Below are 26,731 nucleotides of genomic sequence, written 5' to 3' on the forward strand. Positions count from 1 at the left end.
CTGTTTTTTTTCGGGAGAATAGTATGCATACGCTATTACTTATTGCCGCGCTGTCAAATCAAATCACCTTTAATACAACCCAGCAAGGCGAAATGTACACCATTATTCCTCAGGTAACGTTAACGCAACCCTGTGAATGTCAGGTACAAGTCTTCGCGATACGTGAAGGGAAGGGGGGGCAAAGCCAAACGCAGCAGAAAACAAGCCTTTCGGTCCCTGCTAATCGGCCGATTGATTTAACTAAGCTGAGCTTTAATATTTCCGCTGAGGACTCAGTAAAAATTATTGTCACCGTTTCGGATGGGCAATCGCTGCATCTCTCACAACAATGGACAGACTCATCCGGTCATTCTTGAGGGACTGAAGTATTTGCAGGTCGGGTGTGGCTGGGAGCGCATTGCTGTTCTATGAATATAGAAACGTGAAGATGTTTTTATCGGGTCGTTAATCGCAGCGGTGAAGGATCATACCGATCCCTCAAGAGGACTAATCATTGAGGAACCTTTATGTGTACTTTAGCGAACAGAATTCTGAGTATTGGCATTGGTGTTTTTTCTCTTTTTACAGTATCCGTAAGTGCTCAACAAATCTCAGCGGGTGGGATTATTCATTTTCGCGGTGAAATAGTGGAACCGCCTTGTGAAGTTAGCACCCAGCAACAACAGATAGAAATGTCATGTATACGCGACGGCAAGATGCAAAGTAGCCGTTTTAATGCGCAACAGGTCACTCTGGTGCCGCAGAATGTTAAGCAAATTGCGAGCGCTAACATGCACTACCTCAATGAGCAGAAAACCCTCGCTATTCTTAACATTGAATATAAATAAGTCGTTCTGGCGTAGATATGCAGCCGTTTCGTTAAAAAGTGAGATTTCCTGGAAAACCCTGCTGTACACTGAAGAGAAGGTGTTTTGTCAGGGGAAGTTTATGCAATCGCGTGTTCATGTGGTACAGGGCGACATTACGACGATGGCTGTTGATGTGATCGTCAATGCTGCCAATTCGTCCCTATTGGGAGGCGGTGGCGTGGATGGGGCAATTCATCGCGCTGCCGGACCGGCATTGTTGGAGGCCTGCAAACAGGTTATCCAACAGCAGGGAGAATGTCCAACGGGTCATGCGGTCATCACTCTGGCAGGCAATCTTCCTGCGAAAGCGGTTATTCATACCGTGGGGCCTGTGTGGCAGGGGGGCGATCATCATGAAGCTGAACGTCTCGAAGAGGCCTATTTGAACACGCTGCAACTGGCCTTAGCCAATGGCTATCAATCCATTGCTTTTCCGGCGATTAGCACGGGAGTGTATGGTTATCCGCGCGCAGCAGCAGCGGAAATCGCCGTCAACACGGTGTTGAGGTTCACGACCCGCCGGGCGCTACCTGAGCAGATTTACTTCGTGTGTTTTGATGACGAAACGTCCCAACTTTATAACAGATTACTCACCCAGCAAGGCGATGATAACCCAGCCTGATATGACGCGGCTCGAGCGCGCAATTACTCCGCTTTGCGCCAGCCATCCTGAACAATGCGGCATCCTTGCGCTGGATGACAGTCTGGATGCGTTTGCCGCTCGCTATCGACTCACTGAAATGGCGGAACGCTCCCTGGATGTGCAGTATTACATCTGGGAGAACGACATGTCCGGGCTGCTATTGTTTTCGGTACTGCTGGCCGCAGCGAAACGTGGCGTGCAGGTCCGTTTGTTGCTGGACGACAACAACACGCCGGGTCTGGATGATACGCTGCAATTACTGGATAACCACCCGAATATCGAAGTCCGCCTGTTTAATCCTTTCTCTTTTCGCATCTTGCGTGCGGTGGGCTATTTAACCGATTTCGCCCGACTTAACCGTCGTATGCATAATAAAAGTTATACCGCCGACGGGGTGGTCACGTTGGTTGGCGGGCGCAATATCGGTGACGCCTATTTTGGCGCAGGCGAACAGCCGCTATTTTCTGATTTGGATGTAATGGCCGTAGGGCCGGTGGTGACCGAGGTTGCGGATGATTTTGAACGTTACTGGCAGTGTCAGTCCGTTTCAACACTCAAAAAAGTGCTCTCACTGTCAGAGCCTGAACCTACCCAGCGTATTGACCTGCCGGAGTCCTGGTATAACGATGATATAACTCGCCGTTACCTGAATAAGCTGGAAACCAGCCAGTTTATGGCCAGTCTCGATCGGGGGGCGTTGCCGCTGATTTGGGCCAAAACACGCCTGCTCAGCGACGACCCGCTAAAAGGTGAGGGGAAGGCTCCGCGCCATTCGCTATTACCTCAGCGCTTGTTCGATATTATGGGCTCACCTACCGAGCGTATTGATATTATTTCCGCCTATTTTGTACCTACACGGGCGGGCGTTGCCCAACTGCTGCGTTTGGTGAGAAAAGGGGTCAAAATTGCCATTCTAACCAATTCGCTGGCGGCGAATGATGTGGCAATTGTTCATGCCGGCTACGCGCGCTGGCGAAAAAAACTGCTGCGCTATGGTGTGGAATTATATGAGCTTAAACCGACACGCGATCGCGCCACGGCTGTGCACGATCGCGGATTAACCGGTAATTCGGGCTCGAGTTTGCACGCTAAAACTTTCAGTATTGACGGGCGTAAGGTGTTTATCGGCTCGCTTAATTTTGATCCGCGCTCCACATTGCTCAACACGGAAATGGGATTTGTGATTGAAAGTGAAAGCCTGGCTGCACTGATTCATAACCGTTTTATGCAGAGTCAGCATGATGTTGCCTGGCAATTGCGTCTCGATCGCTGGGGACGGATTAACTGGGTTGACCGCCAGCAGGGTCATGAGCAGGTGCTGAAAAAAGAACCCGCCACCGGATTCTGGAAGCGGGTATTGGTGAAGCTGGCCTCGATATTACCGATTGAATGGTTGCTCTGAACGACGTAACCCAAGCTAACCAGTGACGGCCTTGTTTTTGTCCTGCTTAACCGGCGGTTTTCCTGAAAACAAAAACTTCAGTACCGGGATCCGGAGATGAATTTCGTACAGTATCACCGCGATCCCGACCACAAACAGCAGTCCACAGAGAAAGCCCAGCAGATTGGATGAGATGTGCGGTGTGATATAGGCGCCGAAAAACAGCGTTAACGGATGATGCACCAGATAAATAAACAGCGATGCATTGACAAAATAGGTTACGCGCGCTGACTGAAAATTCAATAAACGATAGCCGAGCGAAAAGACCACGTTAACCATCAACAGCCCCAGAACCATGGTTACCACGTATTCAGTTTCATACATCCAGGCGTCGCCGTTGCCGTAACGTTGGTTGAGTAGGTACGCCACAAAGGCCGCTCCTGCACCGAGAGTGCAACCACGCGAGGGGGTGGTGAACAGCGCCTTCAGATTGGGATTAATGAATGCCAGCGCGCCGAGCATAAAGAAAGGCACATAAAACAGCGTTTGCATGACGACAAAATTAAACATGCCGTCGCTGAGGATCGAAGGGTAGAGAATAAAAATGGTTCGTCTGACGACGGCGTAGCCCACACCAAGCAAGGCAAAAATTAGCGTTAACTTTACCATTGACGCTGGGGCAGGGGGCGTTCCCTGCTGGCTTTCCTGACGCTTCTTAATTTGGGTAAATACCCACATGCTCACGGTCGTTAACACCACAAGGACCAGCAAAAACCACAGATGAGAAATGAGCTCCCAGGCAAGGGCGTTATATTTATCGTACCCGCTGAGCGTGTGCCAACTCTCTGCTTTCCCTTTTACATATTGCAGCATGATAAATTGCGGCAGTGTGAGCAAGGGAATCGCGGTCAACATCGGGATCCCCACGCGCTCAACACGCACTTTCCACCAGCGTTTTAATGGATAGCGTAAAAACAACATGTAGGAAAAATAACCCGAAATAACAAAAAACACCTGCATGCGAAACGCATGGATGAAGTCGTTAAACAAGGTTAGCCACCACGACGGTTCAGCACTGTTCACGTGCCAGGTGTGTGTGGAATAGATCAATGAGATATGGAATGGGATCCCCAACAACATCAGCCAGGCGCGGATGGAGTCAAGAAAATATTCACGCGGAGGGGATACAGAGCTCATAAACAGTTACGTATTCTCAGACTTTTCGTCTTATCCCTAAGACGAATAATGGTTACATTCGAGGGCAACCCTACACGAAGTCCAACAACCTGTCTCCAGGATAAGCACGCAAAGTGAAAACAGGCAGATGAACCTGATTAAACCATGAGCCAGCGCGCGAACAATACAGGGATTCAGTTGTCGGAATACCCGATTATCCATTAAAATGGATCGGATCAATATAAGCACACAAAGGGGGAAGTGCTTACTAATTATGAAACATAAACTACAAATGATGAAAATGCGTTGGTTGGGTGCAGCAGTCATGTTAACGCTGTACACATCTTCGAGCTGGGCATTCAGTATTGATGATGTGGCAAAGCAAGCTCAATCCTTAGCCGATAAAGGCTATGAGGCGCCTAAAAGTAACTTGCCCTCCGTTTTCCGCGACATGAAGTATGCGGATTATCAGCAGATCCAGTTCAATCACGATAAAGCCTACTGGAGCAATCTCAAGACCCCATTTAAGCTCGAGTTCTACCACCAGGGTATGTACTTCGACACGCCGGTCAAGATCAACGAAGTTACCGCCACAGCGGTAAAGAGAATCAAATACAACCCGGATTATTTTAATTTCGGCGATGTTCAGCATGATAAAGACACGGTAAAAGATCTCGGTTTCGCCGGGTTCAAGGTGCTGTACCCGATCAACAGCAAAGATAAAAACGATGAAATCGTCAGCATGCTCGGTGCCAGCTATTTCCGCGTCCTGGGAGCCGGTCAGGTTTATGGCCTGTCTGCACGCGGCCTCGCTATTGATACCGCACTGCCTTCCGGTGAAGAATTTCCCCGTTTTCGCGAGTTTTGGATCGAACGTCCAAAACCGACTGACAAACGTTTAACCATCTATGCATTGCTGGACTCCCCACGCGCCACCGGGGCCTATCGTTTTGTGATTATGCCAGGTCGTGACACGGTGGTGGACGTTCAGTCCAAAGTTTACCTGCGCGACAAAGTAGGCAAACTGGGCGTTGCGCCGCTGACCAGTATGTTCCTGTTCGGGCCGAACCAACCGTCTCCGGCGACCAACTATCGTCCGGAGCTGCACGACTCTAACGGTTTGTCTATCCATGCTGGCAACGGCGAGTGGATTTGGCGTCCGCTGAATAACCCGAAACACCTCGCGGTGAGCAGTTTTGCGATGGAAAACCCGCAGGGATTTGGTCTGCTGCAACGTGGCCGCCAGTTCTCGCGTTTTGAAGATATCGACGACCGCTACGACCTGCGTCCGAGTGCCTGGGTAACGCCGAAAGGTGACTGGGGCAAGGGGAAACTTGAGTTAGTTGAAATCCCAACCAACGATGAAACCAACGACAACATCGTCGCTTACTGGACGCCGGACCAACTGCCTGAAGCAGGCAAAGAGATGAACTTCAAGTACACACTGACCTTTACCCGCGATGAAGACAAACTTCATGCGCCGGATAATGCCTGGGTACAGCAGACGCGTCGTTCTACCGGTGATGTCAAACAATCGAACCTCATTCGTCAGCCTGACGGCACGATTGCATTTATCGTGGATTTTGCCGGCGCAGATATGAAAAAACTGCCGCAGGATACCCCAGTCACCGCGCAGACCAGCATTGGTGATAACGGTGAAATCGTTGAGAGTACGGTGCGTTATAACCCGGTCACTAAGGGTTGGCGTCTGATGCTGCGCGTGAAAGTGAAAGATGCGAAGAAAACCACTGAAATGCGTGCTGCGTTGGTCAATGCCGATCAGCCGTTGAGTGAAACCTGGAGCTACCAGTTACCTGCCAATGAATAAGACAACTGAGTATATTGACGCAATGCCGCTTTCGGATATCGAGAAAGCGGCACTGCCGAAAACTGACATCCGCGCCGTTCATCAGGCGCTGGATGCTGAGCATCGTACTTACTCGCGCGAAGACGATTCACCGCAGGGGTCTGTTAAAGCTCGCCTTGAGCAAGCCTGGCCGGATTCTCTGGCCAAAGAGCAGTTAATTAAAGACGATGAAGGACGCGACCAGCTGCAGGCTATGCCGAAGGCTACGCGTACATCTATGTTTCCCGATCCCTGGCGTACCAACCCGGTAGGCCGTTTTTGGGATCGTCTGCGTGGACGCGATGTTACGCCGCGTTATCTTTCTCGTTTGACGAAAGAAGAACAAGAAAGTGAACAGAAATGGCGTACCGTCGGGACGATTCGCCGCTATACGCTGCTTATCTTAACGCTGGCGCAAACGGTCGTTGCGACCTGGTATATGAAGACCATTCTTCCGTACCAGGGCTGGGCGTTCATTAATCCGGCAGACATGATGGGGCAGGACCTGTGGGTCTCCTTTATGCAATTGCTGCCCTATGTGCTCCAGACCGGTATCCTGATTCTGTTTGCGGTATTGTTCTGCTGGGTATCGGCAGGGTTCTGGACCGCGCTGATGGGGTTCTTGCAACTGCTGATTGGCCGCGATAAGTACAGTATTTCCGCGTCAACGGTGGGGGATGAAGCATTAAACCCTGAGCACCGCACCGCGTTGATCATGCCTATCTGTAACGAGGACGTTGACCGCGTATTCGCGGGGCTGCGCGCCACGTGGGAATCGGTGAAAGCCACGGGTAATGCTGCGCATTTCGATGTCTACATCCTGAGCGACAGCTACAACCCTGATATCTGCGTGGCGGAACAAAAAGCCTGGATGGAGCTGATCGCTGAAGTGCAGGGCGAAGGACAGATTTTCTACCGCCGTCGTCGTCGTCGTGTGAAGCGTAAAAGCGGCAACATTGATGACTTCTGCCGTCGCTGGGGGAATCAGTACAGCTACATGGTCGTCCTGGACGCTGACTCGGTAATGAGCGGCGATTGCCTGACCGGCCTGGTGCGTCTGATGGAAGCGAACCCGAATGCCGGTATTATTCAGTCGTCGCCAAAAGCGTCCGGTATGGACACGCTGTATGCACGCTGCCAGCAGTTTGCTACGCGCGTGTATGGGCCGCTGTTTACCGCCGGGCTTCACTTCTGGCAGCTCGGGGAGTCGCACTACTGGGGTCACAACGCGATTATTCGCGTGAAGCCGTTTATTGAGCATTGTGCGCTTGCACCGCTACCGGGTGAAGGCTCGTTTGCGGGTTCGATCCTCTCCCATGACTTCGTAGAAGCGGCGTTAATGCGTCGTGCAGGCTGGGGGGTGTGGATTGCCTACGATCTGCCGGGTTCTTATGAAGAGCTGCCGCCAAACCTGCTTGATGAACTGAAGCGTGACCGTCGTTGGTGTCACGGCAACCTGATGAACTTCCGTCTGTTCCTGGTCAAAGGGATGCATCCGGTTCACCGTGCGGTGTTCCTGACGGGCGTGATGTCTTATCTGTCTGCCCCGCTGTGGTTTATGTTCCTCGCGCTTTCAACCGCATTGCAGGTGGTGCATGCGCTGACGGAGCCGCAATACTTCCTGCAGCCGCGTCAGCTGTTCCCGGTGTGGCCGCAGTGGCGTCCTGAGCTGGCGATTGCGCTGTTTGCCTCAACCATGGTGCTGCTGTTCCTGCCGAAGCTGCTGAGTATTTTGCTCATCTGGTGCAAAGGGACGAAAGAGTACGGCGGTTTTGTCCGCGTGACGCTGTCGCTGCTGCTGGAGGTGCTGTTCTCCGTGCTACTGGCGCCGGTGCGTATGTTGTTCCATACCGTCTTCGTGGTCAGTGCTTTCCTCGGTTGGGAAGTTGTTTGGAACTCGCCGCAGCGTGATGATGACTCCACTCCGTGGGGTGAAGCGTTTATGCGTCACGGCTCCCAGCTGCTGCTGGGTCTGGTCTGGGCGGTCGGTATGGCTTGGCTGGATCTGCGCTTCCTGTTCTGGCTGGCACCGATTGTCTTCTCCCTGATCCTGTCGCCGTTTGTGTCGGTGATTTCCAGCCGTTCAACGATAGGGTTACGTACCAAGCGCTGGAAGCTGTTCCTGATCCCGGAGGAGTATTCTCCTCCGCAGGTGCTGGTGGATACGGATAACTACCTGGTGATGAATCGCAATCGCTCGCTGGATGACGGCTTTATGCACGCGGTGTTTAACCCGTCATTTAACGCACTGGCTACGGCGATGGCGACCGCGCGTCACCGCGCCAGTAACGTGCTGGAGATTGCCCGTGACCGTCATGTCGAGCAGGCGCTGAACGATACACCTGAGAAACTGAATCGCGATCGCCGCCTTGTGCTGTTGAGCGATCCGGTGACCATGGCGCGTTTACATTATCGCGTCTGGAACTCGCCGGATAAGTATTCGTCGTGGGTTAATTATTATCAGGGGATAACCCTGAACCCGCTGGCACTCAGGAAGAAATAGAACACCTGAAATGTGAAAATACCGGCCTGGTGCCGGTATTTTTTTATGCGGATGGCAATGTTGTTAATGAGGGTTCAGGTGCGAATACTTGCGGTTGGAATCATGGTCATCTTGCTGAGTGGGTGCGGCAGTATTATTAGCCGCACGATCCCGGGGCAAGGTCACGGAAATCAATACTATCCCGGCGTGCAGTGGGATGTCCGGGATTCAGCATGGCGCTATGTCACCCTGATCGATCTGCCTTTTTCACTGGTGTTTGATACGCTGCTGTTGCCCCTTGACATCCATCATGGTCCCTACGAGTAATTACCGCTCATCCCATTCGTCGGCTGCCGTCTGACCTTCCTCGGTATCCAGAGGTGGTTCAAGCTGGAATTCGCCTTCATCCCACTCGTGGAGGGTATTTTCCTCCAGCCACTCCTGGCGAATTTCAATCTCATCATAATCGCCATCAAAGACGCTTTGTGCCGCTTCACCGCTCAGCATCGGCAGACATTCGCCTTCCTCATCTTCGTCGGCGAAAAACTCAGCCTGCCACATGATGTCACCATCCTGTAGCACATACTTTTGTACGTTCAACTGCTGAACACTGGCGTCGTCCGCATCTAGGTCGGGGTTATCAGCCAGAAACTCTTCACGGGCAGCATCAATGGCTTCTTCCAGCGTGGCATACATGGTCATCAGCGTCTCCCTTTGATTTAATGAGGTATTCAGGGAAATAATAGTTGATTCTCTGCTAGTGCAAGTATGAATGCACAAAAATCATTGCGTGCGCTGGGTTTCGCGACGTCGGCGCAGGCTGTTCCAGGAGTAGAGCGCGTTAAATAAGACCACTCCCGCGGCCACGCAGAAGACCGCGCGAAAACCATAGTTGGCTGAAATAGCTGCGCCCATCAGTGGCCCCGTCACGTTGCCAATATCACGAAATGACTGGTTGTAGCTGAAAATACGCCCGGCTATTTGGTTGGTTGAGTTATAGACCAGCAGCGTTTGTACGGCAGGGAGCAGTGCGCCGTCGGCGGCTCCCAGCAAAAAGCGCAGGACGCCGAGCTGCCAGGGCGTCTGGACGAATGACATGGGGATGAGCAGCAATACGGAAATGACCAGAGCGACAATCAGGATCTTCTCCGGGCCTATGCGGTCGCCTAATTTGCCCAGCCTTGGCGCGCTGAGTAAAGCGGCCACGCCGGGAACGGAAGCGATCATGCCGCTGATAAAAGCGATATTGCCGACGTTACCCGCCAGTTCCCGCACATACAGTGTCAAGATAGGTGCGATGGATCCGGTTGCGACCTGAATGATCAGTGTGGTGACGAACAGACTCAGTACCAGCTTTGGATTTTTTAAGGATCCGACGACCTCCCGAATGTGCAACATCTCTTTTTTGCTGACCGATTGAAAATGCTCACGAATAAAAAATAACGTCAGCATAAAACAGAGCAGCAGCACGCTGGCGGTAATAAAGAAAACGGGGCGCAATCCGTATTGGTCGGCAAGCAAGCCTCCTGCCAGCGGGCCCAGCAGTGCGCCACTGACGCCGCCGGTTGAAAGTGTTCCCAGCGCCCAGCCGCTTTTATTGCGCGGCACCTGGGTGGCGATCAGCGCATTCGCATTGGGAATGAACCCACCAAGCAGTCCCAGCAGCGCACGCAGGATCAAAAACTGCCAGATATTTTGCGCCAGCCCCATTAGCAGCATCACGACAGCCATCCCCAGCGCTGAGCGCAGGAGCATGATTTTCCTGCCTTTGCGATCTGCAAGGCCGCCCCAGAAAGGTGAAGCGATAGCTGAAAAAAGAAACGTAATGCTGAACACCAGACCCGACCACATGTTCAGGGCGCCGTGTCCCGTCACGCCGAGGCTTTCGACATACAGGGGTAAGAAAGGCATCACCAGGCTAAATGCTGCACCGGTTAAAAAGCAACCGAGCCAGGCAACCGTGAGATTACGCTTCCAGTTGATGGAGACATCTGAGGGTGACATAGCGATCCGCAGTGTGGCGCGCTGTTTGCGCTATCGTGTAAAAATAAGTAAGCAGACTAATTATGCGCCTGGTTGATAGTCGCTGCAATGCGCAGAGCAGTAAAACCTAAACGGAGGGGGAGATGTTGCAGCCCGCGGGCTGCAACAAAGGGTCAGTACAAGGAAGGTGCGCCTTCAGGGCGTGTTTTGAACCGGCGATGTAGCCACATATATTGCTCCGGTGCCATCATGATGCATTTCTCAATAATTTTGTTCATCCACGCGGCGGTGGTTTCAGCATCGTCCAGCGGCGGCGAACATTCCGGCGGCAGCATAATCAACTGATACCCTTTGCCGTCAGGTTTACGACGAGGGACAAACGGCACCAGACACGCATTGGACATCCGCGACAGCATCCACGTCCCAGAGGTGGTTGCAGCCTGCTCTACAGCAAACAGAGGCACAAAGACGCTGGAGCGTGGGCCGTAGTCGTGATCCGGGGCATACCAGACCACTTCACCTTTCTTCAGAGCCTTGACCATCCCTTTTAGATCTTTACGATCGAGCATTGATTTATTGGAGCGCATACGCCCCCAGGTTTGCAGCCAGTCGAGCAGCGGATTGTCGTTGGGGCGATACACCCCGATACCGGGTTCCTGTAAACCAAACTGACGCGCGCCTAATTCAAGCGTCAGAAAGTGCAGACCCACTAACAGGATCCCACGCTGCTGTGCCTGAACATCACGAATATGCTCCATGCCGATTACTTCGGTCCAGCGCGTAATACGACGGTCGGACCAAAACCAGGCCATGCCGGTTTCCACTACGCCCATGCCGACGGACTCAAAGTTTTTTACCACCATCTGCTGACGCTCTTGTTCGCTCATCTGTGGGAAGCACAGCTCCAGATTTCGCGAAACAATCTTTGCCCGGCGTCTCATCACATGTAACGCCAGACGACCTAATGTACAGCCCAGCTTATAGAGGAACGGATAGGGTAACTGCACGATCAACCAAAGGATGCCAATACCTAGCCAGGTTAACCAATAACGTGGATGCAAAAGTGCAGCCGAGAACTTGGGTAAATTCGTCATGTCTATCCTGTCATTAAACGACCAATGCCCTGTATTGTCGCATTTTTTCGCGCGTATCAAAAATTTGTGACGGGAGAATGGCTGGTTTTTCGTCAATTGTTGTGACGCTTTTATCATGAAGTATGAAATGTAGCGTAAAATGTGTGGATGTAAATTGGCGATGTTTGCTTTATGATGCCGGCCGATTTTCATCTTTTTACTGACTGCAGGAAACGTACACCATGCCAGTGTTACACAACCGCATTTCGAATGACGCGCTCAAAGCTAAAATGTTGGCTGAATCTGAGCCGCGCACCACGATTTCATTTTATAAATATTTCAACCTCGTTAATCCTCAGGATACGCGTGATGCACTGTACCAACTGTTCACCGAGCTGAACGTTTTCGGGCGCGTATATCTGGCGCACGAAGGCATTAACGCACAAATCAGCGTGCCGCAAAGCAAGGTTGAGGCATTCCGTCAGCAGCTGTACGCGTTTGATCCTGCATTTGCCGGGCTGCGACTTAACATTGCGCTGGACGATGACGGAAAATCGTTCTGGGTACTGCGCATGAAAGTCCGTGAGCGCATTGTGGCAGATGGCATCGATGATCCGGCTTTTGATGCCAGCAACGTTGGTGATTACCTGAAGGCGGCAGAAGTAAACGCCATGCTTGACGATCCTGACGCGGTGTTTATCGATATGCGCAACCACTATGAGTATGAGGTGGGGCACTTCGAGAACGCCATGGAGATCCCGGCAGATACGTTCCGCGATCAGTTGCCGAAAGCCGTTGAAATGATGCAGGAACATAAAGATAAAAAAATCGTAATGTACTGCACGGGCGGTATTCGCTGTGAGAAGGCCAGCGCCTGGATGAAATACAACGGGTTCAGTAAAGTCTGGCACATTGAGGGCGGCATTATTGAATATGCCCGTAAAGCTCGAGAACAGGGACTTCCGGTACGCTTCATCGGTAAAAACTTTGTTTTTGATGAGCGGATGGGGGAGCGGATCTCCGAAGATGTTATCGCACATTGTCACCAGTGTGGTGTGGCGTGCGACAGCCATACCAACTGCAAAAATGACGGCTGCCATCTGCTGTTTATCCAGTGCCCGGCCTGCGCCGAGAAGTACAAAGGGTGCTGCAGCGATCTGTGTTGTGAAGAGAGTACGTTGCCTGAAGAGGAACAACGTCGCCGTCGCGCAGGTCGTGAGAATGGCAATAAAATTTTTAATAAGTCCCGTGGCCGTCTGAATACTAAACTGGGTATTCCGGACCCTGCGCAATAAAATGATGCCGGATGAGGGCTACAGCCTCATCCGGCTTCCATTTTGGCAGCATTGAGATGCTATTTCTGCTGAACACCTTCTACCGAGATGATTAAGTCTACTTCCTGTGAAGCAGGCCCCAGGTCGGTGGTGATGTTAAAGTCCTTCAGCTTAATCTTCCCTTGTGCTTCAAAGCCTGCACGGGTGCCACCCCACGGATCGCCACCCTGACCAATAAGCTTCGCGTCCAGCGTGACCGGTTTGGTGACGCCGTTCAGCGTCAGATCCCCGGTAATATCCAGGTCGTTACCCGCTTTCTTCACGCTGGTGGAGGTGAAGGTCGCCTGCGGGAATTTGGCGACGTTAAGGAAATCTGCGCTGCGCAGATGCTTGTCACGCTCGGCATGATTAGTGTCAACGCTGTTGGTGTTAATGGTGACGTTCACTTTATCGGCGGCTGGATTTTTTTCATCGAAGGTAAACGATCCGTCGAAGTCTTTAAAGGTGCCGTACAGCCAGCTGTATCCCAGATGCTGAATACGAAAATTAACAAAGGCATGTTGTCCTTCTTTGTCGATTTTGTAATCTGCCGCGATGGCCGAACCGGTGGTAAACAGTAAAGATGCGAGAGTCAGTCCCAGCAGGTTTTTTTTCATTTTAAGCTCCATAGTCAGATGACGATTTTCCCAACATGCGATTAAGGGTATCGTCGTTGTCGATAAAGTGGTGTTTCAGGGCCATCAGCCCATGTAAAAGAGAGAGGACCACAACGCTCCAGGCAAGCCACAGGTGCAGGCTTCCGGCGAGATCGGCCTGCGCCCCGGCGTTGGCGAGCGTGGCGGGGATCTCAAACCAGCCAAAGACGCTGATGGGTTTGCCGTCTGCGGTCGAAATTAAATACCCACTGATGACAATGGAGAACAGCAGCAGATATAAACTGAGGTGGCCCAGGGCCGCAGCCAGACGAGTTAAGCGAGAATAGCTTTTCAATGCCGCAGGAGGAGGAGAGAACAGCCGCCAGACCACGCGAATCACCAGCCCCATCATCAGCAATACGCCGATGCTTTTATGCAGTTCAGGTGCCTGGTGGTACCAGCCATCGTAATAGCTGAGTGTGACCATCCATAAACCCAACGCAAACATGCCATACACGGCAAGCGCGACCAGCCAGTGCAAAACGGCTGACACCACACCATAGCGCTGTGGACTATTATTGAATTGCATAAATACACCGATAGATATTTCAGAAGTGAATGAAAATGGCCTGTAAAAGACATTAATGCAACTAATAAATAACAATAATGATGATATTTATTCTTAATTCAATAAATTTGATGTGATGATGAGTTGATCATCAGGTGTTTAGAGAAAGATGGGCGGGTAGAGCCTGATGTGCGGTACTTTGTAGGGTTTCTGATTATTCAATTAATCACAATAAAAATTAAAGAAATCTCAATTGCTGTCAATTATTGTCAGCAGACTAAGATCAGAAAAACATAATATATATTACATCCATGATTGCCAGCAGAGACCATAAAATAATGTAGAGCATAAAATGCTCGCGTATATTATTCACCAGATAGTCAACGATGCGGCGCATCACTATTATTCCTTCAATAAAATGGCCCCAGTGGCGAGGCCATATCATGGTTATAGTTTAAAACGGCTCAGTTTGAACGGTGCCAGGTCGAAGGCCGACGGCTTGTCCTGGGCAAAATCAGCCGCAATCTCCCCCAGTACCGAGGCAAACTTAAAGCCGTGACCGCTTAGCCCGGTAATAATAAGCGTATTATCATGTCCGGGTAGCGTATCAATAATAAAGTCTTCATCCGGAGAGTTATCGTAGGTGCACGACGCACCGTGCAGACAACATCCCACGCCGGGCAGAACAGAACGCAGGAACGGGAAAGCCTCTGAACCATCGCTGGCGACAGCGGCAAACGCTTTGCGCTCTTCGGCTGAGTGAATAACCTGCCCGCCGTTATGTTTACCAATCTTCAGTTCGTCGTTCTCGGCCGGGAAACCGTAATACTGATCGCCATTAGGCAATTCGCCGGTGAAGGCCGGGAAATTGTTTTTAACGCTGTAGCGCCCGTCAGCCTGATACCACGCGAACACTTTGCGCACTGGCTGTATCGGCAATTCCGGTACTAATGCCTGTACCCAGGTGCCGGCACTCACCAGCGCTTTTTTCGCGTGATAGTCGCCGTCTGCGGTCTCAACCGTTACGCCATCATCATGATGGTGAATCGCGGTAACCGGGCATTTAAACAGCTGAGCGCAGCCTGCTTCCTCAGCCAGGCGAATCCAGGTCTTAATGGCCAACTCACTGCGCAGAAAACCTGAATCGGCCTCAAACAGGCCGATATAGTTTTCCGGGACACGAATTTCGGGCCAGCGGGCCATGATGGCAGCGGCATCCAACTGTTCAACGTTGAGCTGCCACTGTTTTGCGCTTTGCGCCACGTTAGATAAGAACGTGGAATCTGCCGGGCCGAGGTTGACAACGCCAGAACGGACAAACACAGGTTCTTCATTATGCTGGGCGAGTTCATCCCACAATGTCTGCGCACGCAGGACCAACGGAACGTATTTTTCACCTTCGCCATAGGCATGACGAATTAAGCGTGTATCACCGTGATGGCTACCCTGTTGGTGCGGCGGCATATGTGCATCGATCATCAGTACATTCAGACCGGCGCGCGTGGCATAGTATCCGGCGGCGGCGCCTACGGAACCGCTGCCAATAATGATTAAGTCGTATTTCATCCGCTTCTCTCTGCAATCGCGATGGTAGCAGGGTAAATAACTGACCTGGAATATTCAACCCGGAATGTTCAACCATCAAATAAGAAAGGCACCGTTAAGGTGCCTTTTGAAGGTTGGGTGCATCAGATTTAATGACGCTGATACTCATTAGCGGGGAAATCACCTGATTCAATTTTGGCGATTCCGGCTTCTAATATTGAAATAAATTGCCTGGCAACATCAGTGGTTAACCAGAGCGTTTGACCAACTTCAGTCCCATTTGGGTCTGGACGATTCGGGGTCTGGTAGTGCAAACGCAGCATCAGCGCATCATAGCTATCAACGGTGCTGATGTCCCATCCTACAAGCGGATGAGTCTGAATGACTTCATTATTCTTTTCCATCATGCCCCCTAATTCGTGTTACTAGACAACGGTTTTCGAGGTTCAATGCGTTTTTTTCTGAAGCAAGTTCAGTATATCAATAAATAAGGGTATTCACTGAAAATTTAAAGAGGACAGGGCATAATTTTTTTGTTTTAAGTGTTATCTGAACGATAAACCGGCATGTCATTCATATTTTTTTAGCATGTTGTGCAGTTATTTTGTGGTTTTGACTAAAAGATAATCAGCATGTAAATAAACATTAACTGTTTTGTTGAGAGAGATTGCTCGAAATCTTTATGATACGGGAAAATAAAAAAAGCCGGGGCGACCCGGCAAAAAACATCACTGCATATCATTTTTTATTCATTAATGAACCAGTCATCCGCGCTTTCCCATGTTTCTTGCAGGATCTCGCTGATGCGTTCTTTGTCCTCTTTTGTCGCGCCAATGACCGACAGATTGTTTGTGCCGGCATAACGAACGGTGACGTTACCGTCGTTATCCGGAAAATGATGGTGAATACGACGGGAGAGTTCACCTGCCAACGCGTCAATGGCGCCAGCAGGCAAAGGTGAAGTTTTGGCAATAGTGACTTCAATACGCATAATAGCCCCCTGTTGAATATACTGGTTATTTATACAGTTAACTTCGCCAGTTGACAACAGGTTGCGACATTTTTTTAGCGTTTCACTGACCAGCGTACGGTTTCACCGCCGAGGAAAGGCACCAGCGTGTCTCCCTCCAGAGCGATACTTTCCGGTATCTGCTGCTCTTCTTTAACCAGTTCAATAAAGGTGTCGTTAACCGGCAGTCCGTAGAAGCGAGGACCGTTAAGCGAGCAGAAGGCCTCGAAATGGGCCAGGGCGTTCATCTCTTCGAAGACGGTGGCATAACTGGCGAGTGCGGTAGGGGCATTAAAACACCCCGCGCAGCCGCAGCTGGATTCTTTACGATGACGCGCATGCGGCGCCGAGTCAGTGCCGAGGAACGCCCGGCTGAAACCACTGGCGACCAGTTCGCGCAGCGCCTGCTGGTGGACGTTTCGCTTGAGAATAGGCAGGCAATACAGATGCGGACGAATGCCCCCGACCAGCATATGGTTGCGGTTAAACATCAAATGCTGCGGGGTAATGGTCGCTGCCAGCAGATCATTGCCGTCACGCACGTAGTCGGCGGCGTCTTTAGTGGTGATATGTTCAAACACCACTTTCAGCGCGGTCAGACGCGACCGCAATGGCTCCATCACCGTGTCAATAAAGCGTGCTTCGCGATCGAATATATCGATTTCCGCGTGCGTGACTTCACCGTGTACCAGCAAAGGCATGCCGAGTTTTTCCATCCGTTCCAGAACCGGCATGATGGCATCAATAGAGGTCACGCCGTGAGTAGAGTTGGTGGTGGCGTTAGCCGGGTAGAGTTTGGCGGCGGTGAAAACACCTTCGTTGAACCCGCGCTCCAGTTCGTTGGGATCCAGCGTGTCCGTCAGATAGCAGGTCATTAACGGGGTGAAATCGTGTCCGGCAGGTACGGCGTCCAGTATACGCTGACGGTAAGCGATGGCTGCGTCAACAGTAGTGACGGGCGGTGCCAGGTTCGGCATGACAATTGCGCGTCCATAAATTTCACTGGTATAGGGCACGACAGTTTTCAACATGTCGCCATCGCGAAAGTGAAGATGCCAGTCGTCTGGGCGGCGGATCTTTAATACCTGGGATGGTGCAGTCATCAATATGCTCCGGCTGAGGATAGTCTTTTTTGCCGGAAACAAAGGATAAGCGGAAACGTTTTCGTTTGCACGAAAAAAAAGCGAGCTGTCTGTAAGCGTCACCAGCAGTAGATAAATATCACTGCTCAACGCGCCAAATGTTTAACCGTTAAATAAGACTTAATTTTTTTGTTTCCGTGTGTAATTATATGCATTGATATAATTAATCACACAATAAATGATTTTTATTAATCTATTTTATTTCTGGATGTTTGAATAAAAATGTTATGGCACAGGAGGTGCAATGAAGATTTTTCGTCCGCTATGGACAAAAGGGATCCTCCTTTCTCCCCAGTATTTTCAACAGCAAACGTTGCTTAATTCCCGTGATGACCAGGGTATAGCCCAAATGAACGTTATGCATCCTTGGGGGGTATGGCGTGCAGAATTTGATTCACAAGTATTGACACAAGGGCAACTGAAACCCCTTTGCCTGAACTTACGATTTCAGGACGGTACTCAGATAGATACTGAGCAGATGGACGCACTACCTCCAACGTTAACTTTGACGGGGGAGACAAACGAAGCCACAGTGCTGTTGGCCCTTCCTCAGCTTTATTCAAATGACCGAAATTGCCTGCAACCGGAAGACATTGCTGAATATCCGGTGCGTTACCGCCAGGTGTGGCGCGATGTACGCAACCAGTTTAATGATGACATAAAGCCGATGGCGGTGATGCAACATGAACTCACGCTACGGCTTTCAACTCAGGATAATGCCAATTACCTCACCTGCCCGGTGGCTCGGATATTAAGAGACGTACAGGGTAATTATGTCCTTGATGGGACGTTCATCCCGCCGCTACTGGCGATGCGCGGTAATCACGGGTTGTGCGATAAGACAGAGGTGTTATTGACGCAGCTGCGTGCTCGCATTATCCGTTTGATGGCAATGCGTCGGGAAAGTAATGAGCGGATGGCGGATTTTGCTGTAGCAGATGTCTCGTTATTTTGGCTGCTCAATGCGCTAAATACCGCCGAACCCGTCCTGGGGATGTACCAGCGTTTCCCACAGGTGCATCCGGAACGCGTGTATCAGGAGTTGGCGCGGCTGGCGGGGGCGCTGCTGACGTTCTCGCTGGAACATGAGATTGGCGCTATTCCGCCGTATCAGCACGATGATTTAAGCAACACGTTTTTGCCGTTGTTCAGGTTGTTGAACAGATTGTTGGAAACCAGTCTGCCATCACGGGTCATCGCCATTGATATGGAACGCGATCTTCGTCTGCATCAATGGACCGCCCAACTACACGATCCCCGTCTGCGTGAAGGTGCTGACTTTTGGCTGTCGGTTCGTTCATCACTGCCAGCTGCACAGCTTTATAACCAGTTCCCACAATTATGCAAGGCGGGGAGCCCGGACGATGTAAACCAGGTCGTGAATATTGCGCTAAATGGCATCCCGCTGAAAGCGCAAACTCACGTCCCGGCGGCGATTCCCCTGCGCCTGGAAAATCAGTATTTCTCCCTCGATCTCAATCATCCGTCGGCCCAGAGAATGCTGGACTCTGGCGTCTGCGTATTTTATGTGCCGGGCACGTTGGGTGAACTCGAGCTTGAGTTGTTTGCGGTGCTGCGCACATGACCTTCAACGTCGATGAATGTCTGGCCGAGATTTGGCTTCAGACCGTGAGATTACGCCAGGGGGAACAGTTTGCTCCCGGAGAAGGGCGGCGGTTGTGGCAGACGTGCGCGGATAATGTGACGCGTGTGCGAGAGGTGATGCGTACGGCGGGGTTAACCGAGGAAAACATGCTGCACATCACCTATGCCTGCTGCGCACTGTTGGATGAGGCGGTGAAAAGTCGCGAGGTACAGGATGATGCCAGTTTAGTGTGGTATCAGTCCCCCCTCCAGACGCACTACTTCAACACCCTCGACGCCGGAGAAGCGTTGTATGAACGGATGCGTGGTGTTCTGCGCGAGCCGGCACCGGAACCAACGGTGCTTACCTGTTTCCATCGGGTATTGATGTTGGGATTTCTCGGTGGACTGAGTCCGGACGCACCAACACGGACAGCGTTACTCAATGAACTGACGTCGCGTATTCCCGCTTTTCAGTTTCAGGAATCACAACCGGTACTTAATACCTTACCTGCGCGAAGCACGCTGGGTTTATGGCTGCGTGACGGGCGAATTCGGCTGATGTTGGGCCTGTTTGCGGTGGGACTACTCTGGTGGGGACTGGACTGCTGGCTTGACTCACTACTGGTCAGTTTCGCCGCATAACACAGGCGAATGGCAACGTTGGGCTTCGCCAATTTCATGTGTTGATCAGTAGGGACATTCAACGCGGTTACTGAGAACGGGGAAGTATTACCTTAATGGGCATAGGGTTACGGCCATGGGCGGTAGCGTGCCCGAACGCCAGGAGGGCACAAAATGTTGTTTGATCACAACCATAATAAACTGACTATTCGTGGGCTGGAGTTTGAGCCAGACGTTCTGGCTTTCAAAGGGCATGAATATCTCAGCCAACCTTTTCGGTATGACATTCAGTTCACCAGCACTAATCATGGTATTACGCCGGAAGCGGTATTGATGCAGGACGCTTCGTTCAGCTTGTGCGCACCGCCGGAACAGGGGATGGCGGTGATGACTCCGCAGCGCACATTGCATGGGGTGATTACTGCATTTAAGTGTCTGTCTACCTCACGTGACGAAACGCATTACGAGGTGCGACTGGAACCCCGTCTGGCGCTATTTTCCCGCAGTCATCAGAGCGCGATTTTCCAGGATATGTCCGTCTCGCAGATTACAGAAAAAATCCTGCGTGAACGTCATGGTCTGCGCGGTCAGGATTTTGTTTTTAAGCTGAATAATGAGTACCCACGTCGCGAACAGGTGATGCAGTACGGCGAGAATGACCTGACGTTTCTGTCACGGTTGCTGGCGGAGACCGGGATCTGGTTCCGTTTCGCGGCAGATTCACGGCTGAAAATCGAGGTGATAGAGTTTTACGACGATCAGCAGGGATATGAACAGGGAATCACTCTACCGCTGCGCCACCCGTCCGGTATGTACGACGGCACAGTTGAAGCCGCATGGGCGCTGAATTCGTCGCATTCGGTGGTTGAAAACACGGTTACCACCCGAGACTACAACTACCGTGACGCCCAAAGGGACATGGACAGCTCGATGGATGTCACTGCGGGCGACAAAACTACCCGTGGTGAAGCGTATCATTACGCAGATAATTTTCGTGAGGCCGGTAGCCCGCAGACTATTGAGAGCGGGGGATTTTATGCCCGTATCCGCCACGAACGCTATCTCAACGGGCAGACGCGACTGGGGGGCACCAGCAACAGCGTAACATTAATGCCTGGCCAGGCGCTGAAGGTGATCGGCGGTGAGGCCCCAGATATGTTTGCCCATGGCGTGGTCATCACCGCGATTCACACCCGTGCCGCTCGCGACCGTAGCTATACGCTGGAGTTTGAGGCAATACCCTGTTCTGAACGTTACTGTTTTCGCGCACCTTCGCCGGAGAAACCGGTGATGGCGGGCACTTTGCCTGCTCGGGTGACCAGTACCCAGCCAGGCGATCTCTACGGGCATATCGATAAAGACGGACGCTATCGGGTCAATTTACTCTTTGACCGCGATACATGGCCCGCCGGGTACGAAAGTCTGTGGGTGCGTCAGGCCAGACAGTATGCTGGAGATACCTATGGTTTTCATCTGCCGCTGCTGGCCGGCACGGAAGTGGCTATTGCGTTTGAAAATGGCGATCCGGACCGGCCGTATATCGCCCATGCGCTGCATGACTCAGCCCATCCTGACCATGTCACCATCCGCAACGATAAACGCAATGTCCTGCGTACTCCCACGAACAACAAATTCCGCCTCGATGACACCCGTGGGCAGGAGCATATCAAGCTCTCGACGGAGTACGGCGGGAAGAGCCAGCTAAATCTTGGTCATATCGTGGACAGCGGCAAGCAGAAACGTGGGGAAGGGTTTGAGCTGCGCACGGACAAATGGGGGACGATACGCGGCGGACAAGGGCTGTTTATCAGTGCCGATATGCAGGCAAAGGCGCAGGGCCTACAGCTTGAAATGAAAGCGGCGCTGGAAACCCTGCAACAGGCGCAAGGACTGGCGCAATCGCTGAGCGAGGCGGTGAAAACGGCCAACGCAGAGCTTGCACAAGTAGCAGCGCAAAAAAGTCTGATGGAAGGGTCGCTAAAAGATTTACAGCAAGCGGCTTTGCTGTTGAGTGCGCCAGCGGGTATTGCACAGGTATCTCCGGAAAGTATTCAAATTAGTACGGGTAAGAATTTTATGCAGACCTCGGCTGAAAACAGTGATTTCAGCGTGTTCAAAAAATTTACCGTCGCCGCTGGAGAGATTATCAGCCTGTTTGCTAAAACGTTGGGGATTAAGATTTTTGCCAACAAAGGCAAGGTTGAGATACAGGCGCAAGATGACAACATGGAGCTTACTGCCATGAAAGATATGAAAATACAAAGTAAGGACGGGGAGGTTTATATCTCAACGGCGAAAAAAATCACATTAGCATGCGATAAAACGGCACTCATTATTGAACGTTCAGGCGTGACCATTAAGACATTAGGTGATGTGAATGTGAAAAGCGCTACGTTTAATCGTCAGATCCCACAGCCGTATAATTATACGCCCCCGGAACTTCCTCCCGGTGCGACCTGCAAGGAGCGGACGTAATCGTGAGTAACCATAAACAGTTTCAATCGGATGATATATGTAGCGATTTTAACGGTCGGTACCAAAATGAATATCGCTATTTACTGGTCGATCCGTTAAAAAATGTCACTTTTTTAAATGATTTATGTCTGAGTAATTTAAAGGAAATATATGGCGCTGAAAATGTCACACCCGTATTACGTCCTGATCTTCGCTACTCTCTGGAATCTTGTCCACATTTGATATTACTGGCCGTACCCGGAGAGGTGTGTTCAACCGCAGTTATTAATGAAGTTGTGAGATATGGAACCTATGAGCGGAAATATAATAAGCGCTATATTTGTGGGCTATTGAGCAGCGCTTGCGGACTTCAAACCTTGTCGCAAAAGATCGCAGATAATTGCCAAACTCTTGGTGACCAGATAACTACAGGTTATTCGTTACCCTTTTTTGAGCCATTACGTATGGAGCTTTTGTATCTATCGCAGTTATCTCCTGTGATTGAAGAGGTTCTTTGGCCAATTTCAACCTGGTGGTATATAACCTATACGGGAAAACTCACCTGCCTGAAAAGCATTGAAGCAACGACGGCAGGTAAACTGACGTGGGGAATGCAGGAAGGCCAACTGAATATCAGGGATATATGGCGCATATTATATGCCTGGGATAATGGGAAAACGATCCTACCGGATAACGCAGTTTATCTGACTGCACAATCCTGGAAAGAAGTCGGTAAAATAGGATTGCATCAGTTGCGCGATAAAACTTATCTCGCACTAAATGTACTCAATTTCCCCGTTGATATAACCAGTCATCCAACCATTGCGTCTCTTCTGCAACAGGCGAGAGAAAATCCCTCGCCACTGTTGACACAGTTACTTCAGACATTACCCGATTCAGTCTGGCTGGAACTGGAACAGCAAAGCACCGTTCAATAAGGAATGTTTATTTATGTCGCTTAAGGATCAATCTCAAGATAATGCCGCAGCAGCAGACCAGTCTGCCCAGATTCCGTCAGATTGTAAGGTGTGTCAACGAGAAGGCATTCCGGTTCTTCCCCTGCGAATTGCCGTTGTACCCAACGGGATGGTCTCTTCAGGTTGGCAACCTAACATTCAGCCACAACCAGCACAGTCGCTGAAAGGAGGGGAATATAAATATGCCTTAAGAACGCTGCGTATGGGGTATCTGTATGTGCTTTTAAAGCCTAAAGAAAGCAATGGCGATAAAAAAATATGGCAGGGTTATGAAGTTACAACAGAAGGTGCATTGCGACAATTTGAAGCCACTCTGATACCTGAATGTGATGCGGTAGAATCGCTTTGCAGCGCCTGTCGCACGCAAGGGCATTGCAATGCGGGAAGTTTTATCAATTTTGATACCCAAAAATACAGCGAAGCGTGGCTGGCATTTAGCAGCGATCCCTGGAGCGATGACATTTTAAGTCAGTATGAAAAAGGACCGTCCGAAGAACGCTTTACGCATATTATTCTGGATAGTCTGCAAAGTGCGCCGTCTGCTGAAAAAGGCGAATTTGCGATTGATAGCGCATTGTCATCATTGAAAGAGAAGGTGGCTGAATATGCAACCTTACTTTATCCCTGGCTGGAGAAGATTAATGAACCCGAGGGAGGAATGCATGGATTTTACTCACGCCAGGATGAGTCCACCTCATTTGGCGATTATGTTGATCGCATTACGCAGCAATACCAGTGTCCGCCGGTGGCAATTACCCTCTCAGACAGTGTGGGGATTGTTCAGGAGTTAAAAGCAGGGCAACTGCAGTTGGTGAGCGCCATGGAAGATTATATTAGCCAACCAGAAACCATGCACAAACATATAATAGCCCTGGCAATTGAAAACTATCTGGCGGGGTCGGAAGAGAGTATTAAGCAAAACAGCAAAACCCGCTGCGTGTATACCTCTTCCCCGTATCCTGCTGCTAACAGTGTGGAATGTATTGATAAAGACGAGGTTGGCCGCCAGACGTGGGATGAATACTTTACGCGTTTACAGCAAAGTTATGATGAAAAAGGGCGAGCCGATTTTGCAAAAACCTATAAGGAAAAGGTGGAATCCCTTCAACAGCGCATTGACAATGTGGGTAAAGATTTAGCTATCTGGTATGTCGCGCCTCTCTGGAAATATGTTATCGATAATGACTATTCAAAACAGCAGGATCTGCTCGAATGGTATCGCCAGTTCACGACGGTCACCACCTGCCTGCAGGGAGGGGCAATTGATGATAGTACCCGTGATGTGTGGTGTACATGGTTCGGCGACACTAACAGTCCTGTATATAAAGGACTGTTAGGATATAGCACTGATGATTACAGCAGCATCTACAGCGGACTAAGCGGCTATTCTTATTTGAAAGTTATTGTCGGTGCGGATGAAATAGGTAATACGCTAAAAAGCGACAGAATCCAGGCGATGTTTAACACCCGTATTCTGGCGATGAATGGCGCGTTTAGTCGGGGAATTGACAAACTGGATGATGCGACCCGACACGGGGTCATACGCATGCTTCAGGGGGCTGGGTATGTCGCCACGGGGCAAAAGGTGACGCTTTTTTCCTTATCGATGACCATAAGAGAGTTCCAGCAGTTTTATCAGGAATATGGCACGCGCTTGGGCATGGAGGTTGCCGAAAATTCAACCCCGTTTAGCGGCACGATTCGTCAGGGAGGCGTGACAAGCACGCGTTCAGCCGTAGGATATTTGTTGGCGATCACGGACAACGAGTTGCTGAATCAGCGGATTAATATGCAACTTAGCAGTATGGTTGCTTTAGAAAACCTTTTTAAACCGCTGCGTAAGTCCGGGGTGAGTCCTTCATCAGTAACAAAAGCGCCGATTACTCACCAATCACATGTCGGCAATTTTGCCAGTGAACTCCGTATATCGTCACTCTCATTACTGGATAAAACCGAGTCCTCTCTGCGCACGGTGGACGCGGCGCAATGGGAAAATATTCGCGGCAACATCATCAGTGAACGAACCGGACGACTGGTGAGCGGCAATGCTATAGGTATGGTGCTGTCCACGGCCATGTTGGCATTCCAGACTTACGATCTCTGGGAAAATAACCGAGCACTTCAGTTTACTGACGGTAAATTTAAGCAGTTAACGAACTATCTGATGATCGCCAGCGCGGCAACGGAAATTGCCGGCTTTGGACGTATGTTGACGAAAAAAGGCCTCTGGCAAGTGTTGGGCAAGGATGTCCATTTACTGATTAAAGCTGGCGGTGTCCTGGCTGGGGTTGCTTCGGTAGTGGATGGGATAAGGATGTTGTTTTCTTGGTGGGACGCCCTTATCAAGGGAGATAATAAGGCTAGATATTTTTATTTGGCAGGCGCTGTTTCAACAATTATTGGTGGGGCTGTTGCCGGTTATTATGCTTATTACGGCATTTTTACTCTTTTGGGCCCCGCCGGACTGGCATTAGCATTAATTTTTTTAGGCGCTGCATTAGCTCTTAGGGGGGAGCAACTACGTAGTACGCCGATTGAAATCTGGCTGCGGCGTTCCTGCTTTGGCCTTCGTCGCGAAGAAGATGATATTCCCTGGCAGGCTACGAGTCTGGAGGATTTAAACAGCGCCTTAGCCGATTATAACGCAATTATCTCCGGTATGCGGGTTCAGGTCGCCTTTAGCACAGTCTCTTCTATTCCTGGTGGTGGGGGAACCTACCGACAAATTGAGTCCAATATTACGTTACCCGGTTATGATAGTGAATTATCTGCCTATGAATATCAACTTCAGGCCTTTGCTGCTGATGGTAATGTACTATCAGTGACGTCAGAATCTCATGACATGCTGCCTGGTCAGGATGATAAATATCATAATGAAGTCGAGTATTTCTTTAAAGGTTATATTGAGCATGAAACGGATGAAGATAACAGTTTGCTGATTATTAAAAATGGCGGATGGGTTTCATCGTTGTTATACAAGAGGGCGGTGTTAACGGTGAACTACTGGAAGAATAAATATAACGTTGAGGATGTGCTTTCATTAACGCTTAATGTAAAAGGATAAATGAATATTATGGCTAAAAAGCCAGGCAATAAAGTAAAGCGCCGCGTATCACTGACCGCCTCTGAGAATAAAAAAAAGGAACAGCATACAGCAAACGTTGAAACGCAACGCCCCAAAAACCCTTTTTATCGCCGTTCCGTACTGATCCCGCAGGCGAAAAGATGGCAGGAGGATCTGCCGGTTCAGTGGCTGGAGCAGGATGTTGAAGCTAATGCTATCTGGCTGAATGAAAAGAATGATATCTGGCTGGAAATCCCCCGTTATGAGAATCAGATCTCATGGGGCGGCGGCGATATTTTTGCTTTTTTTTCAGTGCCATTTATACTTTTTTTTCTAATTTGCCCTTTTATTTCCGGGATGGATATAATCACTTTTTTAATATCATTTATTGGATTTGTTTTTTTTCTCTCTTTTTTTAAAATT

The 26,731-nt window shown here is 50.4% G+C and carries 24 protein-coding genes and 1 pseudogene; 14 read left to right on the top strand and 11 right to left on the bottom strand.

Annotation, left to right across the window (positions count from 1 at the left end; translation table 11 throughout):
* The first annotated feature begins 23 nt into the window (after nucleotides 1-23).
* The 4 genes from csgC (at nucleotide 24) to FCH32_RS22545 (ending at nucleotide 2,893) form a co-directional block, all read left to right on the top strand.
* Nucleotides 24-356, top strand: coding sequence for a curli assembly chaperone CsgC (gene csgC / locus FCH32_RS22530; protein ID WP_096757589.1), 333 nt, complete (start codon nucleotides 24-26; stop codon nucleotides 354-356).
* Between the two features lie 150 nt (nucleotides 357-506).
* Nucleotides 507-827 (top strand): fimbrial protein, encoded by a 321-nt coding sequence (locus FCH32_RS22535; protein ID WP_115258883.1) that lies wholly within the window; start codon nucleotides 507-509, stop codon nucleotides 825-827.
* Between the two features lie 100 nt (nucleotides 828-927).
* Nucleotides 928-1,470: an O-acetyl-ADP-ribose deacetylase gene (gene ymdB, locus FCH32_RS22540; protein ID WP_174361565.1), complete on the top strand. Its 543-nt coding sequence runs from the start codon at nucleotides 928-930 to the stop codon at nucleotides 1,468-1,470.
* Nucleotides 1,406-2,893 carry a phospholipase D family protein gene (locus FCH32_RS22545; RefSeq protein ID WP_117341754.1) on the top strand — a complete coding sequence of 496 codons (1,488 nt, stop codon included), beginning with the start codon at nucleotides 1,406-1,408 and terminating at the stop codon, nucleotides 2,891-2,893. The genes ymdB and FCH32_RS22545 overlap by 65 nt, the downstream gene beginning before the upstream one ends.
* A 15-nt stretch (nucleotides 2,894-2,908) precedes the next feature.
* Here the strand turns inward: FCH32_RS22545 and mdoC are convergent, their stop codons facing one another.
* Complete coding sequence (mdoC, locus tag FCH32_RS22550; protein WP_115258880.1) at nucleotides 2,909-4,069, bottom strand: glucans biosynthesis protein MdoC; 1,161 nt, start codon at nucleotides 4,067-4,069, stop codon at nucleotides 2,909-2,911.
* Nucleotides 4,070-4,340: 271 nt separating this feature from the next.
* On the opposite strand from mdoC, the gene mdoG reads away from it, so the two are divergent.
* From mdoG to FCH32_RS22565, 3 genes are all read left to right on the top strand, one after another.
* Nucleotides 4,341-5,876: a glucans biosynthesis protein MdoG gene (gene mdoG / locus FCH32_RS22555; protein WP_096759435.1), complete on the top strand. Its 1,536-nt coding sequence runs from the start codon at nucleotides 4,341-4,343 to the stop codon at nucleotides 5,874-5,876.
* Nucleotides 5,869-8,397: a glucans biosynthesis glucosyltransferase MdoH gene (gene mdoH, locus FCH32_RS22560; protein WP_115258879.1), complete on the top strand. Its 2,529-nt coding sequence runs from the start codon at nucleotides 5,869-5,871 to the stop codon at nucleotides 8,395-8,397. The genes mdoG and mdoH overlap by 8 nt, the downstream gene beginning before the upstream one ends.
* A 66-nt stretch (nucleotides 8,398-8,463) precedes the next feature.
* Nucleotides 8,464-8,703, top strand: coding sequence for a YceK/YidQ family lipoprotein (locus tag FCH32_RS22565; protein ID WP_217439126.1), 240 nt, complete (start codon nucleotides 8,464-8,466; stop codon nucleotides 8,701-8,703).
* Here FCH32_RS22565 and FCH32_RS22570 read toward each other — a convergent pair whose 3' ends face one another.
* The 3 genes from FCH32_RS22570 to FCH32_RS22580 form a co-directional block, all read right to left on the bottom strand.
* Entirely contained in the window at nucleotides 8,704-9,078 is a 375-nt protein-coding gene (locus FCH32_RS22570; protein ID WP_096757583.1) for a MysB family protein, read from the bottom strand.
* An 81-nt stretch (nucleotides 9,079-9,159) separates the two neighbouring features.
* The gene (gene mdtG, locus FCH32_RS22575) at nucleotides 9,160-10,380 is read right to left on the bottom strand and encodes a multidrug efflux MFS transporter MdtG (RefSeq protein ID WP_174361567.1); all 1,221 of its coding nucleotides are present in this window, start codon (nucleotides 10,378-10,380) and stop codon (nucleotides 9,160-9,162) included.
* 152 nt (nucleotides 10,381-10,532) lie between these two features.
* Complete coding sequence (locus tag FCH32_RS22580) at nucleotides 10,533-11,453, bottom strand: Kdo(2)-lipid IV(A) acyltransferase (RefSeq protein ID WP_117341757.1); 921 nt, start codon at nucleotides 11,451-11,453, stop codon at nucleotides 10,533-10,535.
* Nucleotides 11,454-11,674: 221 nt separating this feature from the next.
* Here FCH32_RS22580 and trhO point away from each other — a divergent pair, with 221 nt between their 5' ends.
* Nucleotides 11,675-12,727, top strand: coding sequence for an oxygen-dependent tRNA uridine(34) hydroxylase TrhO (gene trhO, locus FCH32_RS22585; RefSeq protein ID WP_137362093.1), 1,053 nt, complete (start codon nucleotides 11,675-11,677; stop codon nucleotides 12,725-12,727).
* A 59-nt stretch (nucleotides 12,728-12,786) separates the two neighbouring features.
* Here the strand turns inward: trhO and FCH32_RS22590 are convergent, their stop codons facing one another.
* The 7 genes from FCH32_RS22590 to pyrC form a co-directional block, all read right to left on the bottom strand.
* Nucleotides 12,787-13,362: a YceI family protein gene (locus FCH32_RS22590; RefSeq protein WP_096757579.1), complete on the bottom strand. Its 576-nt coding sequence runs from the start codon at nucleotides 13,360-13,362 to the stop codon at nucleotides 12,787-12,789.
* A 1-nt stretch (nucleotide 13,363) separates the two neighbouring features.
* A complete protein-coding gene (locus FCH32_RS22595; protein ID WP_115258876.1) occupies nucleotides 13,364-13,930 on the bottom strand; it encodes a cytochrome b in 567 nt (188 codons plus the stop codon).
* A gap of 262 nt (nucleotides 13,931-14,192) precedes the next feature.
* On the bottom strand, nucleotides 14,193-14,306 hold the full coding sequence (locus FCH32_RS22600; RefSeq protein ID WP_096757577.1) for a YceO family protein: 114 nt from the start codon (nucleotides 14,304-14,306) through the stop codon (nucleotides 14,193-14,195).
* A 50-nt stretch (nucleotides 14,307-14,356) separates the two neighbouring features.
* Nucleotides 14,357-15,475 carry an N-methyl-L-tryptophan oxidase gene (gene solA / locus FCH32_RS22605; protein WP_117341761.1) on the bottom strand — a complete coding sequence of 373 codons (1,119 nt, stop codon included), beginning with the start codon at nucleotides 15,473-15,475 and terminating at the stop codon, nucleotides 14,357-14,359.
* 128 nt (nucleotides 15,476-15,603) lie between these two features.
* Nucleotides 15,604-15,858 carry a biofilm formation regulator BssS gene (gene bssS / locus FCH32_RS22610; RefSeq protein WP_096757575.1) on the bottom strand — a complete coding sequence of 85 codons (255 nt, stop codon included), beginning with the start codon at nucleotides 15,856-15,858 and terminating at the stop codon, nucleotides 15,604-15,606.
* A 341-nt stretch (nucleotides 15,859-16,199) separates the two neighbouring features.
* Nucleotides 16,200-16,445, bottom strand: coding sequence for a DNA damage-inducible protein I (gene dinI, locus FCH32_RS22615; RefSeq protein WP_096757573.1), 246 nt, complete (start codon nucleotides 16,443-16,445; stop codon nucleotides 16,200-16,202).
* Nucleotides 16,446-16,519: 74 nt separating this feature from the next.
* Nucleotides 16,520-17,566: a dihydroorotase gene (pyrC, locus tag FCH32_RS22620; RefSeq protein ID WP_174361568.1), complete on the bottom strand. Its 1,047-nt coding sequence runs from the start codon at nucleotides 17,564-17,566 to the stop codon at nucleotides 16,520-16,522.
* A gap of 283 nt (nucleotides 17,567-17,849) precedes the next feature.
* Here pyrC and tssK point away from each other — a divergent pair, with 283 nt between their 5' ends.
* The 6 genes and pseudogenes from tssK to FCH32_RS22650 form a co-directional block, all read left to right on the top strand.
* The gene (gene tssK, locus FCH32_RS22625) at nucleotides 17,850-19,190 is read left to right on the top strand and encodes a type VI secretion system baseplate subunit TssK (RefSeq protein WP_174361569.1); all 1,341 of its coding nucleotides are present in this window, start codon (nucleotides 17,850-17,852) and stop codon (nucleotides 19,188-19,190) included.
* Nucleotides 19,187-19,834 carry a type VI secretion system protein TssL, short form gene (gene tssL / locus FCH32_RS22630; protein WP_137362087.1) on the top strand — a complete coding sequence of 216 codons (648 nt, stop codon included), beginning with the start codon at nucleotides 19,187-19,189 and terminating at the stop codon, nucleotides 19,832-19,834. Before tssK ends, tssL begins: the two co-directional genes overlap by 4 nt.
* 153 nt (nucleotides 19,835-19,987) lie before the next feature.
* Nucleotides 19,988-22,288, top strand: a complete 2,301-nt coding sequence (locus FCH32_RS22635; protein WP_174361570.1) for a type VI secretion system Vgr family protein — start codon at nucleotides 19,988-19,990, stop codon at nucleotides 22,286-22,288.
* Between the two features lie 2 nt (nucleotides 22,289-22,290).
* Nucleotides 22,291-23,205, top strand: coding sequence for a hypothetical protein (locus FCH32_RS22640; RefSeq protein ID WP_174361571.1), 915 nt, complete (start codon nucleotides 22,291-22,293; stop codon nucleotides 23,203-23,205).
* 13 nt (nucleotides 23,206-23,218) lie between these two features.
* Nucleotides 23,219-26,308, top strand: a complete 3,090-nt coding sequence (locus FCH32_RS22645) for a T6SS effector BTH_I2691 family protein (protein WP_174361572.1) — start codon at nucleotides 23,219-23,221, stop codon at nucleotides 26,306-26,308.
* Between the two features lie 9 nt (nucleotides 26,309-26,317).
* Nucleotides 26,318-26,731: pseudogene (locus FCH32_RS22650) on the top strand (hypothetical protein); the annotation flags it as partial.

Source organism: Citrobacter gillenii (assembly GCF_013337685.1).
Lineage (GTDB): Bacteria > Pseudomonadota > Gammaproteobacteria > Enterobacterales > Enterobacteriaceae > Citrobacter > Citrobacter gillenii.

What these genes read in the sequence shown, in the direction of transcription:
- FCH32_RS22590 (WP_096757579.1), bottom strand. Translation starts at nt 13,362, where the DNA reads ATGAAAAAAAACCTGCTGGGACTGACTCTCGCATCTTTACTGTTTACC.
- ymdB (WP_174361565.1), top strand. Translation starts at nt 928, where the DNA reads ATGCAATCGCGTGTTCATGTGGTACAGGGCGACATTACGACGATGGCT.
- trhO (WP_137362093.1), top strand. Translation starts at nt 11,675, where the DNA reads ATGCCAGTGTTACACAACCGCATTTCGAATGACGCGCTCAAAGCTAAA.
- tssL (WP_137362087.1), top strand. Translation starts at nt 19,187, where the DNA reads ATGACCTTCAACGTCGATGAATGTCTGGCCGAGATTTGGCTTCAGACC.
- FCH32_RS22595 (WP_115258876.1), bottom strand. Translation starts at nt 13,930, where the DNA reads ATGCAATTCAATAATAGTCCACAGCGCTATGGTGTGGTGTCAGCCGTT.
- bssS (WP_096757575.1), bottom strand. Translation starts at nt 15,858, where the DNA reads ATGGAAAAGAATAATGAAGTCATTCAGACTCATCCGCTTGTAGGATGG.
- pyrC (WP_174361568.1), bottom strand. Translation starts at nt 17,566, where the DNA reads ATGACTGCACCATCCCAGGTATTAAAGATCCGCCGCCCAGACGACTGG.
- tssK (WP_174361569.1), top strand. Translation starts at nt 17,850, where the DNA reads ATGAAGATTTTTCGTCCGCTATGGACAAAAGGGATCCTCCTTTCTCCC.
- mdoG (WP_096759435.1), top strand. Translation starts at nt 4,341, where the DNA reads ATGATGAAAATGCGTTGGTTGGGTGCAGCAGTCATGTTAACGCTGTAC.
- mdoH (WP_115258879.1), top strand. Translation starts at nt 5,869, where the DNA reads ATGAATAAGACAACTGAGTATATTGACGCAATGCCGCTTTCGGATATC.
- FCH32_RS22635 (WP_174361570.1), top strand. Translation starts at nt 19,988, where the DNA reads ATGTTGTTTGATCACAACCATAATAAACTGACTATTCGTGGGCTGGAG.
- FCH32_RS22645 (WP_174361572.1), top strand. Translation starts at nt 23,219, where the DNA reads ATGTCGCTTAAGGATCAATCTCAAGATAATGCCGCAGCAGCAGACCAG.
- FCH32_RS22565 (WP_217439126.1), top strand. Translation starts at nt 8,464, where the DNA reads ATGAGGGTTCAGGTGCGAATACTTGCGGTTGGAATCATGGTCATCTTG.
- FCH32_RS22600 (WP_096757577.1), bottom strand. Translation starts at nt 14,306, where the DNA reads ATGCGCCGCATCGTTGACTATCTGGTGAATAATATACGCGAGCATTTT.
- dinI (WP_096757573.1), bottom strand. Translation starts at nt 16,445, where the DNA reads ATGCGTATTGAAGTCACTATTGCCAAAACTTCACCTTTGCCTGCTGGC.
- csgC (WP_096757589.1), top strand. Translation starts at nt 24, where the DNA reads ATGCATACGCTATTACTTATTGCCGCGCTGTCAAATCAAATCACCTTT.
- FCH32_RS22580 (WP_117341757.1), bottom strand. Translation starts at nt 11,453, where the DNA reads ATGACGAATTTACCCAAGTTCTCGGCTGCACTTTTGCATCCACGTTAT.
- FCH32_RS22545 (WP_117341754.1), top strand. Translation starts at nt 1,406, where the DNA reads ATGACGAAACGTCCCAACTTTATAACAGATTACTCACCCAGCAAGGCG.
- FCH32_RS22570 (WP_096757583.1), bottom strand. Translation starts at nt 9,078, where the DNA reads ATGACCATGTATGCCACGCTGGAAGAAGCCATTGATGCTGCCCGTGAA.
- mdoC (WP_115258880.1), bottom strand. Translation starts at nt 4,069, where the DNA reads ATGAGCTCTGTATCCCCTCCGCGTGAATATTTTCTTGACTCCATCCGC.
- mdtG (WP_174361567.1), bottom strand. Translation starts at nt 10,380, where the DNA reads ATGTCACCCTCAGATGTCTCCATCAACTGGAAGCGTAATCTCACGGTT.
- solA (WP_117341761.1), bottom strand. Translation starts at nt 15,475, where the DNA reads ATGAAATACGACTTAATCATTATTGGCAGCGGTTCCGTAGGCGCCGCC.
- FCH32_RS22535 (WP_115258883.1), top strand. Translation starts at nt 507, where the DNA reads ATGTGTACTTTAGCGAACAGAATTCTGAGTATTGGCATTGGTGTTTTT.